General features: G+C 60.4%; 13 protein-coding genes and 2 pseudogenes. 3 read left to right on the top strand and 12 right to left on the bottom strand.

What is annotated here, in order from left to right; all coding sequences use genetic code 11:
- The first annotated feature begins 140 nt into the window (after window positions 1–140).
- On the top strand, window positions 141–1,382 hold the full coding sequence (locus HUK73_RS23140) for an amidohydrolase family protein (protein ID WP_176594133.1): 1,242 nt from the start codon (window positions 141–143) through the stop codon (window positions 1,380–1,382).
- Between the two features lie 69 nt (window positions 1,383–1,451).
- Here HUK73_RS23140 and HUK73_RS23135 read toward each other — a convergent pair whose 3' ends face one another.
- The 11 genes and pseudogenes from HUK73_RS23135 to HUK73_RS27315 all read right to left on the bottom strand — a co-directional run.
- Window positions 1,452–3,815, bottom strand: a complete 2,364-nt coding sequence (locus tag HUK73_RS23135; RefSeq protein WP_176594132.1) for a TonB-dependent receptor — start codon at window positions 3,813–3,815, stop codon at window positions 1,452–1,454.
- Between the two features lie 218 nt (window positions 3,816–4,033).
- The gene (locus HUK73_RS23130; protein WP_218036695.1) at window positions 4,034–5,290 is read right to left on the bottom strand and encodes an MFS transporter; all 1,257 of its coding nucleotides are present in this window, start codon (window positions 5,288–5,290) and stop codon (window positions 4,034–4,036) included.
- A gap of 11 nt (window positions 5,291–5,301) precedes the next feature.
- Window positions 5,302–6,264, bottom strand: coding sequence for a nitronate monooxygenase family protein (locus HUK73_RS23125; protein WP_176594130.1), 963 nt, complete (start codon window positions 6,262–6,264; stop codon window positions 5,302–5,304).
- Entirely contained in the window at window positions 6,261–7,580 is a 1,320-nt protein-coding gene (locus tag HUK73_RS23120; protein WP_255326621.1) for a class I adenylate-forming enzyme family protein, read from the bottom strand. The genes HUK73_RS23125 and HUK73_RS23120 overlap by 4 nt, the downstream gene beginning before the upstream one ends.
- A gap of 17 nt (window positions 7,581–7,597) precedes the next feature.
- Window positions 7,598–8,593 carry an IS481 family transposase gene (locus tag HUK73_RS23115; protein ID WP_176593731.1) on the bottom strand — a complete coding sequence of 332 codons (996 nt, stop codon included), beginning with the start codon at window positions 8,591–8,593 and terminating at the stop codon, window positions 7,598–7,600.
- Window positions 8,594–8,651: 58 nt separating this feature from the next.
- On the bottom strand, window positions 8,652–8,903 hold the full coding sequence (locus HUK73_RS27320) for an AMP-binding protein (protein ID WP_176594128.1): 252 nt from the start codon (window positions 8,901–8,903) through the stop codon (window positions 8,652–8,654).
- A gap of 18 nt (window positions 8,904–8,921) precedes the next feature.
- Window positions 8,922–9,686 (bottom strand): enoyl-CoA hydratase/isomerase family protein, encoded by a 765-nt coding sequence (locus HUK73_RS23105; RefSeq protein WP_176594127.1) that lies wholly within the window; start codon window positions 9,684–9,686, stop codon window positions 8,922–8,924.
- 175 nt (window positions 9,687–9,861) lie between these two features.
- On the bottom strand, window positions 9,862–10,482 hold the full coding sequence (locus HUK73_RS23100; RefSeq protein WP_176594126.1) for a TetR/AcrR family transcriptional regulator: 621 nt from the start codon (window positions 10,480–10,482) through the stop codon (window positions 9,862–9,864).
- Between the two features lie 395 nt (window positions 10,483–10,877).
- Window positions 10,878–11,057, bottom strand: coding sequence for a DUF6117 family protein (locus tag HUK73_RS23095; protein ID WP_369805601.1), 180 nt, complete (start codon window positions 11,055–11,057; stop codon window positions 10,878–10,880).
- Between the two features lie 72 nt (window positions 11,058–11,129).
- On the bottom strand, window positions 11,130–11,306 hold the full coding sequence (locus HUK73_RS26985; protein WP_255326643.1) for a hypothetical protein: 177 nt from the start codon (window positions 11,304–11,306) through the stop codon (window positions 11,130–11,132).
- 94 nt (window positions 11,307–11,400) lie between these two features.
- A pseudogene (locus tag HUK73_RS27315) lies at window positions 11,401–11,517 on the bottom strand (SLOG family protein); the annotation flags it as partial.
- A 452-nt stretch (window positions 11,518–11,969) separates the two neighbouring features.
- Between HUK73_RS27315 and HUK73_RS23085 the strand changes: the two are divergent.
- Window positions 11,970–13,403, top strand: a complete 1,434-nt coding sequence (locus HUK73_RS23085) for a DUF6880 family protein (RefSeq protein ID WP_176594125.1) — start codon at window positions 11,970–11,972, stop codon at window positions 13,401–13,403.
- A gap of 363 nt (window positions 13,404–13,766) precedes the next feature.
- Window positions 13,767–14,543, top strand: a pseudogene (locus tag HUK73_RS23080) (IS630 family transposase); the annotation flags it as partial.
- A 253-nt stretch (window positions 14,544–14,796) separates the two neighbouring features.
- Here HUK73_RS23080 and HUK73_RS23075 read toward each other — a convergent pair.
- Complete coding sequence (locus tag HUK73_RS23075) at window positions 14,797–16,017, bottom strand: ATP-binding protein (protein ID WP_176594124.1); 1,221 nt, start codon at window positions 16,015–16,017, stop codon at window positions 14,797–14,799.
- Between the last annotated feature and the right edge of the window lie 241 nt (window positions 16,018–16,258).

Genomic DNA, 16,258 nt, shown 5'->3' with positions numbered 1-16,258 from the left:
ATCGGTTGACCGGCCGTTGCCGGAGAACTACATTTTACAAAAAAAGGCAATTGATAATTTCGGCGCGACAGTTCTACGCTGAGAACCGTTCCGTTGGGAAAATCGGCCTGAGGTCGCGGGACAATCAACAGGAGAGTATCATGGATTCTCAAACAGGTGGTGCGAAAGGCTTTTTCGACGATACGTCGCTGCATGTGTCCTCGGTCGCGCAGGACATCGTCCAGTCGCTGGATTTCAAACCGATTTCAGCCGATTCCCATATCACAGAGCCGCCCAATACCTATATTGACTATATTGATCCCAAATATCGCGACATCGCGCCCCATGTCGAGAAAAACGCCAAGGGCGGTGACATCTTCGTCGTCGACCGGATGGACCTGAAAATCGGTTTGGGAGGTCTGGCCGCTGCGGGCAAGGATCCCAGCAAGGTCGCGCTCGATGAAGCGACCTTCGAGGAGTTGCATCGTGGCGGATGGGACGGCTCCGCTCGTGTCGCCGCGCAGGATCGTGACGGCGTGGGGGGTGAGATCATCTATCCCTCCGTCGGCATGTTGCTGTGCAACCATCCCGACCCGGATTACAAGGCCGCCTGCTTCACCGCCTATAATCGCTGGCTACAAGAGTTTCAGTCAGCCGCGCCCGACCGCATTTTCGGCATCGGCCAGACGGCGGTGCGGTCTGTCGAAGAAGCCATTGCCGACTTCCAGCGCATTCGCGAAATGGGCTTTCATGGCGTGATGATGCCGTGCGATCCGGCGACCGAATTCGACTATGACGACCCGCGTTTCGATCCGCTATGGCAGGCGGCGGTGGACCTCAAGCTGCCGTTGAGCTTTCACATCCTCACCGCCGGCCGCGACATTCAGCGGCTGGGCGATGGTGCAGCCGCCCATCGCGGCAAAGGCAAGGCGAATAATTTCCACACCTTGATCCGTGCCAATCAGGACGTCATCAGCATGTTCATCTGGGGCCGCATTTTCGAGCGCTTCCCCGACCTGAAACTGGTTTGCGTTGAGGCCGATGCCGGTTGGGCCCCGCATTTCATGTATCGCATGGACCATTTTTATAATCGCCACCGCTTCTGGTCCGGTATCGGTGAAATGCCGAAAATGCCGAGCCAGATATTCGCTGATAATATCTATCTGACCTTCCAGGACGATTTCATCGCTTTCAATTCGGTCAACATGATGAACCCCAGGCGGATGCTATGGGCCAATGACTTTCCCCACAGCGATTCGACCTGGCCGTGGAGCCAGCAAATGCTCGCGCGTCAGACTCGCAACCTCAGTGTTGAGCAGCGGCGCTGGATTCTGCGTGACAATGTGGTTGAGCTATATGGCCTGCCCAATGAGGATGACGGGCTGCGGCAGCAGGCCGCCTGATCTTCACCAAGGGAACAAAAAAAGGGGGCGGCCAGTCGAACCGGCCGCCCTTTTTTGTTCCGATGACGATCAGAACTTCAGCGTGCCGCGAAGCATGATCTGGCGGCCACGCCCGACCGAGGCAAGCGTGTCCGAGGGTGTCACATTATTGGTACCCGTTCCCGATCCGGTGAAGGTCGCGTCGATCGCGCGGTAATATACAAATTTATTGGTCAGGTTCTTGGCTAGAACGCCGATCGAATAACCTGCCTCATTATTATAGACCAGACCCGCATCGATTGTCGTGAAGGCCGGCTGTAGGGAGCCGGGTTTGTTCGAACTCGCCGCGAAGAAGCTGCTCGAATAATTCGCGTCGGCAGACAGGGTCAGCTTGTTTTCGTCGCCAAGGGGCAGTGAGTAGACAAACCCGCCCTGGACGCTCCAGTCAGGCGCACGGACCATCCGCTTGCCGCCCAGATCCTGGCTGGTAAAGACTCCACTGGCATTGGGAACGATATTGCAACCCTGCGCAACCGACTGCCCGGCATAACAATTGGCAACGAAGGTGACATAGCGCGACCGGTTATAACCGACCGATCCGTGAAGGTTGAACCTGTCGTTCGCCTGATAGGTCGCGTCCCATTCGATGCCGGTCGACCGCGCCTTGCCCGCGTTGAGCACGATCTGGTCGGCGATCCCGGTCGGGCCGACGATGGGACTGACGATCTGGAGACCCAGCGTCGTGTAGCGATAGGCGATGAAGTTGGTGTGCAGCCGGCCACCCGCCATCCGCAGCTTGACACCGCCCTCAAAGCCACGGGTCTTCTGCTGATCATAGGAGCGATCGAGCAGAAAATTGCCGGCTCCAACGTTGAAACCGCCGGACAGGAAGCCCGTCTTGTATGCGCCATATACGGTCATATTGCTATCCGGTCGCCAGGCGAGAGTCGCTTCGGGCGAGAAATTGTTCCAGCTGTCAGTGGGCTTGGCGGTGACAAGCGGAGCGCCGGCCGCGTTGGTGATGTGGAAATCCTTCTTCTCATGACTGAACCGGCCGCCGCCCGACAACTCGACCGTATCCGTAATCTTGTAGCTCAGCTGACCAAAAACCGACCATGCTTGGCCCTTCTGCGTCGCGGGTATCTTGGTCTGAAGAATGGTGGGCGTCGTAATGTTACGTGCGACAGCATTGGAATAGAAGAGGGTGCTGTCCTGATAATGGCCGCCGATCATGAAATTGAACGGTCCGTGGAAGTCGCTCGCCAGCCGCAGTTCCTGTGTGAATTCGTCGACATGATAGATTTGCGCGCCGCCGAAAACAAATTGCGGGGCAAAGGTCGGATCGGCCGCGGTCAGGCTCGTGACAAAGCGGGTCCGATTCCAGTAATAGCCGGACACGCTGGTCAACTTGAGTGTGTCGGAAAGCGAATAGTTGAGTTCGAGTCCCGCCAAAATCTGCTTTTGACGTAGGAAAGGATCGCCATGGGCATCGGCAACGGAGAAATTGGGGTCCGTCTTGATGATATTCGGCCCCAGATTGCTTCGCACGACCGTGTCGTTCGCGCGGCAATCGTCAATCGCCGGAGCAAGTTGCGCGGCTCCCAACGGGCAGGCCACGATCTGCATGTTGCTTTCAGCACCGGACGTCAGCAGATTGCTGTAGTTGAACTTGAGGCGCGCATTGAAGTTGCCGCCGGGATCGAACTTCAAAGTCACGCGACCGCCATAGTCACGATTGAACGGCAGTCGGCTGCGTTGCGGACCGGTCAACGCCGTTTCCGGCGCGAGATTGTCGAAATAGCCTTTCATCCGTGAACCATAGGCCGCGACGCGAACACCCAAACTCTCCGTCAGGGGGCTCGAAACAAAGCCGTCGAAACGATATTCGTCGCCGACAAATTCATAGCTGCCGTTGATGCCGGCCTCGAACTGATTTCCCGGATCGGCCGTGCGGATGGCGATGATACCGCCGGGGCTGTTCTTTCCGAAGAACAGGGCCTGCGGTCCCTTCAATACTTCCACCTGCTGCATGTCGACTTCGGACAGGCGACGGATGTTCGATCGTCCCACCTGCACGCCGTCAATGTTGAAAGATACCGCCTGGTCAGCGAAAGGATTGGACTCACCCACACCTATGCCACGGATCATGACAACGCCGCCCTGCGCGCTGGCGCCCGCGTCGGACATCACCAACTGCGGCACCGACTGAACAAGATTGTCCAGTTGAACAATGCCACGGCGCTGGATTTCTTCGGCGCCCACCGCGCTGACGGCGACCGGCGCATTGGTCAGCGTCTCCTCGCGCCGGCGCGCTGTCACCACAATCTCGCCCGCGTTCAATTCGGCCCGGTCCTCAGGACCCGTCTGGGCATGGACGATCGGGCTCAGCCCGGCTGCCAGCGCGCTCCCGGCGACACCGAGCGCCAATGCGCGGCGAACGATTGAATGTTTCATGCACTTCCCCTCCACTAGCTTTTTCGGCTCATGCCAAGGATGCGAACTGACGTGCTGGCGGAGCCAATTGACTTCTAGCCGAACGCAGTTTGGGCGAACCGACATCCTTCCGCATATGCGGCCGATTCGCCCTGAAAGCACGGTATCGACCTGCATCAGGACTTAACTAAACATATAACGATATTTGTAAATAGTAAAGTTCGTGGTTAATCGAACGACTAAGCCGGTTGGGCCGCAGTTTTTTCACCCATTGTCACGTCTGTCCTGCGGGGATTGGGGAGCAGGCCGAGCAACACGCCCGCAAGCACGAAGAGGCTCGCGCTGAGTATCCCGGCAAGGTCATAGCTGCCCCTGGCGTCGTGAATTGCACCAAACAGCCAGGCCCCCAGGCCCATGCACAGGGCGCTGATCGAAACATGGGCACCAAAAATCGTCGAGAATGCACGCAGACCGAATTGCCGCGCCGTGAAATAGGCCTGGATGTCGGATTCACCGCCCATGGCCGAGCCAATCAAGGCTACAGCGACGATGCAGGCGACCAACGTCAACTGCACTTGCAACAACAGGAGCGCACCGGCTGCGGCAGCCAGCATCACCGTCATGGCAATGAAAGGAGCGTGAAACCGGTCGAACAGCAGGCCCGTAACGCTCCGGCCGACAACGATCATGGCAACGAACAGCGATGCCAGCATGGCGACGGTTTCGCCGGACTGCCCCTTGTCCGAAAAGAGCGCGGGAAGCTGATGCAGGAAACCGCCAAGCGGGATGGTGGTCGCTATGGTGGCCAGCATGATCTGCCAGAAGGCGCGCGAGCGCACCGCGTCACCGAAGCTGTCGCCCGTATTGCCCTGCGGACGCATCACCCCACGGCGCGCGGTCCCGCCATCCAGCAGGAACAGCGCGCAGGGTACCCCAACCAGCAAAGGCAGGATACCGATCAGCCCATAGCCGAAGCGCCAACCATGACTGTCGAGCAAGGCCGTCAGAATGGGAGAGAGCGGTATCATCAACAGCGCCGTACCGCTCATCGCAAGGGCAACCGCCAGACCGCGCCAGCGCATGAAATGACGTACCACCACGGGGGAGAAAACCACCGAATTGGTCGCACCCGAAAACAGCGCGATGGCCATCAGCACGGCGTAATAGACGCGGATATCGCCGGGAATGACGGACAGCAGCAGGACAAGCAGGCCATAGCCTGCCAATCCGATCGTACCGATCCGCCGCGCGCCGTAACGGTCCGTCAGCACACCGATGAGGGGAATTGTCATTGCCATCACCGCCATCATGCAGGTAGCGCCAAAGCCAATGTCGCCCCGATCCCAGCCCAGCGATGTTTCCAACCGTTTTACGAAAAGGCCCGCCGTATAAGTGAAAAGCGGGCCGCCACAGCCAATAGCGCCCATCGCGCCCACAAGCGGGCGCCAGCCATCACGCCATTCGCTGATCGATATGGCGTCCGGGGTGTCGGACATTTCATCCCGTGTCACAACACGCCCCTCTGACAAGCTGACCGATATTCCTGCATCAGCCGCGTGGCAACGTCGGCAACACTCTCACGCTGGCTTGCATGGTGCACCCCATGTCCCGCCGCAAAGGCGCGGGGCTGCGGTGTACCGGCAAAGCCTGCAGCAAAATCGACGCGTGCGGCCTGGGAATCGGCCGGATCGAAACCTGCGTTGACAAGACTGCGGCGCGTGAATGTCCCTGGCACGCCAGTGACGGCTGAACTGACGACGATGTCGTCCAGCACCGCCTCAACGACAGCATCCTTATATTCGGGGCTGGCCATGCTTTCGACGCAGGGAATAAACCCTGTGCCGATATAGGTGAAGTCAGCGCCCAATATCTCGGCGGCACGGACGGCCTGACCTGAAGCAATGGCGCCCGCCAGGACAATCGCGCCATCGAAGAAGCTGCGGACCTCCGCGACGAAGCCGAAGGGGTTGGCGGTGCCGGTCTGGCCCCCAGCACCACCGCAGACCAGCACAAGGCCATCGACGCCCGCGGCCGCCGCCTTCCGTGCCAGTGCAACGCTGCTCACGTCGGCGAAGACATAGCCGCCATAGGCATGAACGGCATCAAGCGCACGGCGCGGTGAACCAAGGGCGGTTACGACAAAGGCTGGACGCGCGGCCGCGATCAATTCCAGTTCCTGCTCGAAGCGGGTGTAGGATGAATGCGCCACCATGCTGACGCCCCAGGAGGCAGCAGGCGATACGCTGCTGGAGACACCCTGCTCAATAACGGCAATCCATGCGGCCAGTTCATCAAGGGTCGCGGGATTTTGCGCCGGGAAGGCGCTCACCAGCCCAGCGCGACAACCAGCGATGACCAACTCGGGGCCCGATACGCGATACATGGGCGCCACAATCGCCGGCAGCACCGTGTTACGCCGCAGAGACGCAACGATCTCCGCACGGCGCCGCGGGATAGGCGCAGCCGTCATGCCACGCCGGTTTGTGCAGGAGAAGGCGAAGTCAGTTCCTGATACAAAGCTCCCAGATCGCGCCGCGAAATCTTGTTGGTGACGGTCTTGGGCAGCGGATTGGCGGAGACGAGAATTTCCCGCGGCGTCTTCAACGGACCGAGCAACGGCCGCATCTGCGTCAGCAGGATTTCGGTATCGATGGCCATACGGCTGTGCACGATTGCCACGACCCGCTCGCCCCATTTGTCGTCAGCGACGCCCACGACACCACATTCCTCGATTGTTCCGATGGACGCCAATGCCCGCTCGACTTCAGCCGGATAGATGTTGACGCCGCCGGAAATGATCATATTCTTCAGGCGGTCGACGATAGTGATCGTCCCTTCCTCATCCCATTGGGCCAGGTCGCCGGTTTTGAAATAGCCATCCTCGAACGCGGCCTTGGTCGCGTCCTCGTTGCGCCAGTAGCCGGTCATCACTTGCGGCCCCTTCATCCACAATTCGCCCACCATGCCCGGCGGACAGTCCTTGCCATCCCCATCCACGATGCGCGCCTTGAGCATCACCTGCGGGAAGCCGACGCACCAGGGTTTGCGCATGGAAAGTTCGACCGGCGGGGTGCAACCCATCGCACCCACTTCGGTGCAACCATAGACCTGCCTGATTTTGACGCCCTTGCACCGGAACGTCTCCAGCAGGCTGACCGGCACCGGCGCGCCCCCCGTCGCCGCGACGCGGAGTGACGACAGGTCCGCGCCTGCGAAGCCGGGAAGCGCAGGCAGCCGTTCCCAGATCGCAGGCACCTGGGTGATGAAGGTGATCCGTTCAGCTTCGATCAGCGAAAGCACCCGTTCGGGAACGAGCGCCTTTTCGATGACAGCGCAGGCGCCGATCAGCATCATCGGGATCAGGAGCGACAGGCAGCCGCCGGTGAAGGCCAGCGGCGCGATGACCAACGTTTTATCATCGCTGGTGAATCCAAAGCCGGCGGTATAACCGAATACATAGGCAAGAATTGTGGCATGGGTCTGCATGGTACCCTTGGGCATGCCCGTACTGCCGGACGTGTAAAAGATTGCCGCGAGATCGTCGGGCGCCACCGCTACAGGTCGCAGAGGAAGATCACTGGTAAAAGCATCCTCCAGATCAACGGGCGGGAGGCCCGAGGCGACGGTCGCCGCCACGATAAGCCGATCGGCCGGCCCTTCTCCCAGGATGAAGCGATCGCTGAGATTTGCCCCCCATTCCCGGCTGGTGATGATCGCCTCGCATTCCGCATCAGCCTCGATCGCACGCAGTTCAAAGCTACCGAAACGGGCGTTGAGCGGCACCAGAACGCCGCCCGCAATGGTTAGGTGTCTGGTTGCGACACATCATTGGCATAATATAAGATGTCGTCGACTTTAGTCATAAGATCGTCCGGTACCGACGGTTTGTAAAGAGGATTGGCGAGCGCGGGTGCCAGTGCGATCCGTTCCTCCACCTTCTGGCGTGGTGAGCTGCCTTGGAGCGCGCGCTGTCGTCGTCGATTGTAGGCGCGGTTGAAGCCGGCCAACAGGATTTCGAGATCCGCGTGGCCGGCGACGTTGATGCCCAGCACCTCGCTGGCGATGCGGCCGTTGAAGCGCTCGACCATGCCATTTGTCTGGGGTGTATAGGGTTTTGTCTTGCGATGAGTGACCTTGATCTTGGCGCAAGTGCGTTCAAAATCGTCGGCGGTGAAGCAGGATCCCCGGTCGGTCAGGACATGGGTGATGCGGAAAGGGAACGCCTTCCTAGCGGCGTTGAGAAAGGTGATAGCGTTGGCGGCATTCTCGGCGTCGTAGACGTCGAGATGGACGAACCGTGAGCAGCGATCGATGGCTACATAGAGGAAGCGCTTGCGGATCTCACCGTCCGCGGTACGCAGCTTGGGCAGATGTTTTACGTCGATGTGGACGAAGCCCAGATCATAGTCCTTGAAGCGGCCTTGCCCTTTGCGCGGCTGCGTCGTGGGTTTGGGTGGGCGGCGGTTGAGCCCCTCGGCCTTGAGCACCCGATAGATGCTGTCGCGATTGAGGTGTGGCAGGAAGTGCCGGAGCACGAAGGTGAGATCATCCAGGGCGAAGCCAGTCGACCTGCGCACAGCGCAGATGATGGCGCGCTCTTCCTCGGACATGCACCAAGCCAGGCGCTTGGGCCGGCTTGAGCGATCCTGGACCTCCTTCTCGCCGCGTCTGCGCCACTTGCGGACGGTTTCGTCGCTGATGCCATAGCGCTTTGCGACGACACTGGCAGACTCGGTAGAACGAGCGATTTCCGCCCGCACAACAGGCGTGGTTCGGGCCTGGGGATGTATCTGCACCATCACAAAACCTCATCAACAAGAGCAGCAAAGCGCCATGCGTGATCCGCAATAGCGCTGCTTACCATGTCCCAATGATGTGTCGCAACCAGACAGTTAGGCCAGCATAAGCTACGGCCCATTCCGCACAGTTGCCAAGCAGGATCGCGACTCTGTCGCCGGGCTTTATACCTCTGGCTTGCAGCGTTGCCGCCAAGGCACGGGCGGCAGTGACGAGTTGCGACCAACTATAGCGCGTATCTTCACAGACGATCGCATCCTTGTCAGGTCGAAATTTTGCCCAATAATCGAACAATTCGGGGAGAAGGATCACAATGGGTTCCTCTGCGCGTCAGCTTCTGGCTTTGTTGAGAAATGACTGGAACAAATCGCCTACCGGCTCCGGAGGCAAGACATTGATAAGGTGCGCCGTTTCGGCGCGCTGCGCATCGACACGACGGCGACCGATATTGTCGTCGACCAGCAACTTGACACCTTGCACACCACCAGGGGGATTGTCCGCGATCATGCCGGCTAGTTCGATGGCCTTCGCCAGCACCTGATCCGGCTCCACCAGATAGTTGAGCAGGCCATGTTGAAGCGCCTCCTCGGCTGAAACGAGGCGGCCGGTCAGCAGCCATTCCTTGGCGATGCCGCTGCCGACTATGAGGGGGAGCGTCCATGTACAGTTGACGCCGTTATAATTAGCGGCGGTCACCTTGAACGTGCTCTTCGCGCTGCCTACCCGCATGTCGCAGGTGATCGCCATGGTCGCCCCCCCGCCATAAGCCATGCCGTTCAACGCGGCGATGACCGGTATCTTGCAGGAAGCGATCGTCCACATCCACTGATCGCGCCGGTAATAATCCCAGAGCTGCTCGTCGGGATCAAATGTCGCCAGTTCCTTGACGTCATAACCGGCCGAAAAGGCGTGCTCACCCATCCCTGTCAGGATGATGGCGCGGACGTCCGCATCCTGTTCAAAATCGCGAAAGGTCTGATTAAGCTGGCGGAACATGGCGACGTTGAGGGCATTGCGCGCTTCGGGCCGGTTCATGGCAATCACCGCAACGCCGGCACGTGGTCTGTCGATGATAATCGACTGGCTGTCGTTCATTCCGCCTCTCCATGTGCACCAGCCAAGCCTCTCGGGGGCTTGGTCAAGTCTGCCGGAGACCGCCTCCTGGTCCATGCCCGCAACTGGGCGGCCACCGCCAAGTGCGATTCCTGATGGTTACATATTTCAATTTTCGGAAACTGTAAACGCCTTTTGTCGGAAAGGCCGCCGTGAATCAGCCTGCTGGCTGGCCCCGTCCCGCCAGCAGCGGCTCGACGATGAAACGGCGGATGAAATGGCGAGCCTGTTCCTCATTGACGCCCAGCTGGTCATAAGTGCCAAGCAGCATCATCTGGGTCAGCGAAAGCCAGGAAACAACCTGGTCGGTCGACACATCAGTCGCCAATTCTCCCGATTGCTTGGCCTTGGCGAGAAGCGATGCCCAACGCGCGCGCGCGCCCACTTGAAACGGGCTGGAGGTATTTTGGGAACGCGACGACATTTCGAGTTCCTGCACGAAACGGCGGACATAGAAGTTTTCATGGGCGACCTGGACTGAAATCAGGATCGCTTCTGTCACCGTTTCAGCGAAACTATCATGACGGGCCATCCGGGTCCGGAATTCGTCGTGGACCTTCGCCATTTCACTCAGGCTGATATAGTCGACGATCTCCTGCTTGCTTGTGAAATGCTTATAGACCGTCGGGCGCGACACCCCCGCTGCCACGGCGATGTCCTCGATCGTGGTCTTCTGCAGGCCGTACTGTTTGAAGCATTTGCGAGCCCCGCGCACGATCTTCTGAGCAGTCGGGTTCACCGGCTTGGCAGCCCCCGATGTTTCGTTCAGCAAATCCAAGAATTCGTTCTCCAATCATTTCGCACATGAGGCATGCGATTCGCCGCATCGGCGCAGTTGTCAACCCTAGCGGTTCATAGCGTGCTCGCCAACATCGTGGCAGAAGGACTCCATATTGAAGAGCGAGTCGGAAAATCCGTTTGCCGGACGGTGACATTGGGTGCCGGACCGCGAGCCATCTGCTCATCCGTCAGCCAGTACAGATCGCTCATCTCCTGTCTCCTTGCGGAGCCTGAATCAGATCGATCGCCTCCTATCAATGGGTTCTGAGGCTAAGACCCCTCGTCGATTTCCAGATTGGCGCCAAACTCGCAACTTGTGGGTAATCGCAAGTGGCCCAGCGATAATGTTAATATTTCCGGCGCATTTTCCATTTGAGGAAGAAGGGATCGCCATCATGCAGGTGACCAAAGAGGGGGCATGATGAAATCGCCCCGCTCCCTTCCCACAGCGCTGATCACGTAACGTGGTTCACCACTGGTAGCATCGATACATTCGAGCAGGGCAAGATTTCCATCCGCCGCTGCTCGCAGCGGCGGATGGAAATTGCGGCGATGACGCTTTGGAATGGCCATGAACAGCTCCCATGAAAATGGGGACGGTCGCTCCCGCGCCGCCCCCCGGATGATGTCTCGTCAGGGCTACAGTCAACTGCGCCGGTTACGCCAACTGGCCTTGGGACGCCCGACAGTTGCTGCGGCGGCCTGGTCCACCTTGCGGAAGGCCTGGATCGGAATGCACGCCTTCCACAGCGCCTGATAGAGATTGGCCTGGAGGCCGGCCCCTTCGCCCAGCACGGCTTCGACCGGTTGCAGTTCGACCATCTGCAAAGGGCGCTTTGCGCCCTGCTCCTGGCAGGGTGTAGGCGACCAGCGGAACCTGACGGTCCCCCGCCCATGCCGCGACGATGGCGTCGAATCCCTTGCGCTGGGCGGTGGTCACCAACGTCATATGCGGGATGCGCTCGAGGATCAGGCCGAGACGTTCCCAGATCGGTTGCCAGTCGTGCCAATCGGCATGGCCCGGCGCGACCACGATCAGTCCCGTGGGCAGACAGCGCTCGCACGCGGCAAGATCGCGGGCGCGCAGATAGTCCTTGCACGGCGACCTGGGTTGCGCTCAATGCCTGCAGCGCGCGGGCTGGACAGCTCTTGCTACCGCGTGAGGGAGACCAGGACCAGCCGGACTGGGCGCGATACATTTCGGCGGCATAGTCACGCATGCCCGTCTCCGCATCGGCACGACCTCTCCAGACCACGCTCCTCATTCGTGCGCATGTGTCGCCCACTGACGGCCACGCGACATCTTCCCCCCACACGCCACCGCGGCATAGATGAACGCCCACCAGGGCCGAGACCCGCGCAGCGGGGCTCGGGGCGCCAGCCTGTCAGCCCAGTGCCCGCGCCATGCGCGGGCGATCGCCTAGCCCCACACGCCACACCGTTCCACCCTTGACGCCCTGCCCCATCTGACGACAGACAGATTCCATGGCTTCTTCCAAAACCCTCAATCAGGCCAATCTCGAGGCGCTGGGCGCCAACCGGCTGGCCCAATTACTGCTGGAGCTTGTGGCAGGGAATGCCCAGGCCAAGCGGCGCCTGCGGCTGGAGCTTGCCAGCGCAAGCGGCAGCGGCGATGTCGCCGGAGAGGTCGCCAAGCGCCTCGCCACCATCGCCAAGGCGAAAGCCTTTATCGACTGGAACAAAGTGAAGCCCCTCGCCCAGGATATCGAGGCGCAGCGGCGCGCGATCATGGAACATATCGCGCCCACCGCCCCGGCGACGGCGCTGGATCTACTCTGGAAGCTGATCGCGCTGGCCCGCCCGGTGCTCAGCCGGTGCGACGACAGCCATGGGACGCTGGGAACCGTGTTTGCAACGGCGCTCTCCGATCTTGGTTCGCTCGCCGCTGCTGCCCGCCTGCCCTCTGACCGGCTTGTCGACCGGGTGTTCGACAGCGTCTGCGACAATGACCATGGCCAATTCGATGGCGTCGTCGCCCTGATGGCGGAGCCGCTTGGCGAAGCAGGATTGAAAGCTCTCCAGAACAAGTTCGAGGCCATGGCGCGCGAGGTGCCGCCGCGACCACCCCAGGCCGAACGGCGCGTCATCGGCTATGGATCGGGCGGCGCTTTCTATGAGGATGAGATGGAAGCCCGGCGCCATGATCGGCTTGTCCGCCAGGCGCTTGTCGACATTGCCGATGCGCTCGGCGATGTCGATGCCTTCATCGCGCAATATCCGGTCGACCGGCGCAATAATCCCGCAATAGCCGCCGCCATTGCCGAGCGCCTGCTGGCTGCGGGACGCACGTCGGAGGCGATGTCTGCGCTCGACGCGGCCGACGCAATACGGCGTCGGGGTGGCCATTGGCCGGACTGGGACCGAGTGCGGATCGCAGCGCTTGATACGCTGGGCCACGCGGACAAGGCCCAAGCGGCTCGCTGGAAACGGTTCACCACCGCGCTCGACGCCGAATATCTCCGCGCTTATCTGAAACGCCTGCCCGACTTTGACGATCTGGAAGCAGAGAAGCGAGCGCTGGCCCATGTCCGCGCCTTTCCATCGCTCCCGCACGCTTTGCATTTCCTGCTCGCATGGCCCGCTATCGACAGCGCTGCGACAATGCTACTCGCCCGCGCCGACGAACTGGATGGCGATCCCTATGAAATCCTCACGCCCGCCGCCGAGGCGCTCGAATCGCGGCACCCCCTGGCGGCGACGCTGGCGCTGCGCGCAATGATCGATTTCTCGCTCGATAAGGCCCGGGTCAAACGTTATCCGCATGCCGCGCGCCACCTGCAAAGCTGCGCGCATCTAGCGCGACGCATCGATGACTATGGCGGCCATCCCGACCATGATGCCTATGTGACGGAACTCAAGACCAAGCATGGCCGCAAGCGTGGCTTTTGGGACGGCTAGTCTAATGAAAGGATGGCGCCGATGTCGCGTGCGTCATGCAATATGCGCGCAATACGGATGACTGGATCCAAAACGCTGGAGAATATGACGTAGCTGCCATGCGGCCTGGATCGAAGCCGGCGTGAATCTCGGAAAGGGCGACACCGGATCGGGGAAAGTCGACGATCTTCGCGCAAGCCGCTTCGAGTTCATCAAGGAAGGTGACAGCCCGAGCGAGATTTTGGGGGATTGCTGACCATCGGGATAAAAATCGCCTGAACGGATATATGTTAGAGCGGATTTCGACCGGTATGAATCGATAGGGATTTCCATCGGCACGATTTTCTGATTCAGGATCTGTGCTGGTTAAGGAGGCCGGCGTAGATGGGCCAACCTCTGTCGATGGATTTGCGCTTGCGGCTTTTGACGGCGATTGATGAAGGAATGAGCTGCCGTGCAGCAGCGGGGCGGTTTGGCGTTGCGTCCTCGACGGCGATCCGATGGGTGACGCACTGGCGGGAGACCGGGGGCTGTAGTCCCCGGCCTCAGGGCGGCGATATGCGGTCACGCATGATCGAAGAGCGGCAGCAAGACATCCTCGCCCTTTGAGAAGCCCGCAAGGACATCGCGCTGGAAGAGTTGCGCGCAGGCTTGGCCGACATTGGCCTGCACGTTTTCGTTACCGGGCTTCACCGCTTTTTCGTCCGCCGAGGCATGACGCGCAAAAAAGCTGACCATGCAATCGAGCAGAACCGTCCCGACATCCTGAGACAACGGCAGGCCTGGTTCGATAGCCAGATCGAACTGGAACCTGAGCGCCTGGTCTTCATCGACGAGACGTGGACTGCGACCAACATGGCGCGCAGTCATGGTCGCTGCCAGAAAGGCGCGCGGCTGCGGATGGGCTTTCCACACGGTCATCGGAAAACCACGACGCTGGTTGCAGGACTGCGCATGAGCGGCATGGTCGCGCCGATGGTGCTGGACGGGCCGATCAACGGAGACTGGTTCGAAGCCTATGTCGCTCAGGTGCTGATGCCCGTATTGCAGCCTGGCGACGTCGTCATCATGGATAACCTGTCGAGCTACAAGCGTGCCTCAGTGCGTGAGCAGATCGAGGCGGTAGGCGCGAGGCTGCGATTCCCGCCGGTGACACCGGAAGAGCGGCGTGCGGTGACGGATCACAGCGCAGCGCAGGGGAACCCCTGGAGGGTGCCGGCGCGGGCCGCCGCGCAGCGGCAACACGGGCGCCCGTAGGGGGTGTGATCCGTCAGCGGCGCGCCGCAGGTGTCACGTCAAAGGCGGAAAGGCTGTCGGGACCAAGGGAAGCTCAAGACGGATCGCGGCCGATCACGCCGACCGGCTTTCGCTAGGCATCCGAGTCTAACCCCTCGACCTCTCCCCCTTGTACCGCTCAACCCCATAGGGAAGATAAGGGAACTGCCGCCAGCCTGTCGCCGAAAGGCACGATCTCGCCGCTGTCATACAGCACCACGCCATAAGCAAAGCGGTCGCCGCACGCCTCCGCCAAAGTGCGCAATCCGCCAAAGTCGTTCGATCTCACCGTCGCCGATGCCTTGATCTCGATGCCCGCGATAATACCGTCATCGCGCTCCAGCACGATATCCACTTCGCGCATTTGCTGGTCGCGGAAATGATAGGGGGTCAGGCGCTGGTCGCTGGCGATCATGAGTTTCAGGACTTCGGAAAAGACAAAACTCTCGAGCAGCGAACCAAAGAGCGCACGGTCGGCTTTCGCGCGGTCGAAACTCAGGCCGCGCACGGCGGCGAGCAGCCCTGAGTCAAGGAAATGCATCTTGGGCGTCTTGGCAATGCGCTTGATGGTGTTGGTGAACCAGGGCTGCAAGGTTGATACAAGGAAGACCTGCTCCAGCAGCCCGACATAGCGCTGGCCCGTTTTATGACTGACGTCGATGGCAGCACCGAACTGGGAATAGTTGACCAGTTGGCCCGAATGCTCGGCCAGCAGGCGCACGAACTTCGGCAGATCCGTCAGCTTCTCGATATCGGCAATGTCCCTCAAATCGCGGGTCAGCACCGACGTCAGATAGGAATGCGCCCAGTCCTGGCGGCGGCGTCCGCTCGCGCGACTGATCGCCTCGGGGAAACCACCCAGCAGCGCAATGCGCACAAGATCGTCTCCGACGATCGCGCCACGATCGCCTTGCAGATTGCCGCCGAACAGGCGATCCAGAAAGGAGGGTGATTTGCCCTCGATCTCAGCGCGCGCCAATGGCAGCATGCGGATCGTTTCCATTCGCCCGGCCAGGCTGTCCGACACGCGCGGCAGGGTCAGCACATTGGCGGAGCCTGTCAGCAGAAACCGGCCGGGTCGATAGTCTTCGTCCACGCTCTTCTTGATCGCCAGGAGCAGGTCGGGCGCGCGCTGAATCTCGTCAATAATTGCCCGGTCGAGACCGCGAATGAAGCCGGTGGGATCGGCCTGCGCCGCTTCGAGGACCGTGTGGTCGTCGAGCGTGACATAGGTCCGGCTCGAATCACCCATTTTGCGGACGAGCGTGGTCTTGCCAGCCCGTCGTGGACCCACGATGAGGACCACTGGGGTGTCTGCAAGGGCTTCTCCGACCCGGCGCTCAGCCAATCGTTCGTACATGGCAATCCCAAACTTCGATGATTGGAACTACCGGATATGATAATTGGAAGTCAACTGCCAGAAATCTGGAAATCTCTGGTTCGCGATATGGGAGCACCGTTCATTCTCTGGAGAGTGAAAGTCGCGCCTACGAGCCCATATCCGCCACTAGCGAATGGTTGCCTTTGGGATGTGCCGATATTGCCGCCAATGGACAAATTTTGGGTGTCTTGCTCCGAGTTGCTAACTAAACGAGGTCCGC

Source organism: Sphingobium sp. EM0848 (assembly GCF_013375555.1).
In the GTDB taxonomy this organism is placed as follows: domain Bacteria; phylum Pseudomonadota; class Alphaproteobacteria; order Sphingomonadales; family Sphingomonadaceae; genus Sphingobium.
The sequence above is the reverse complement of the archived record's forward strand: the minus strand, read 5'-3'. Positions and strand labels throughout refer to the sequence as shown.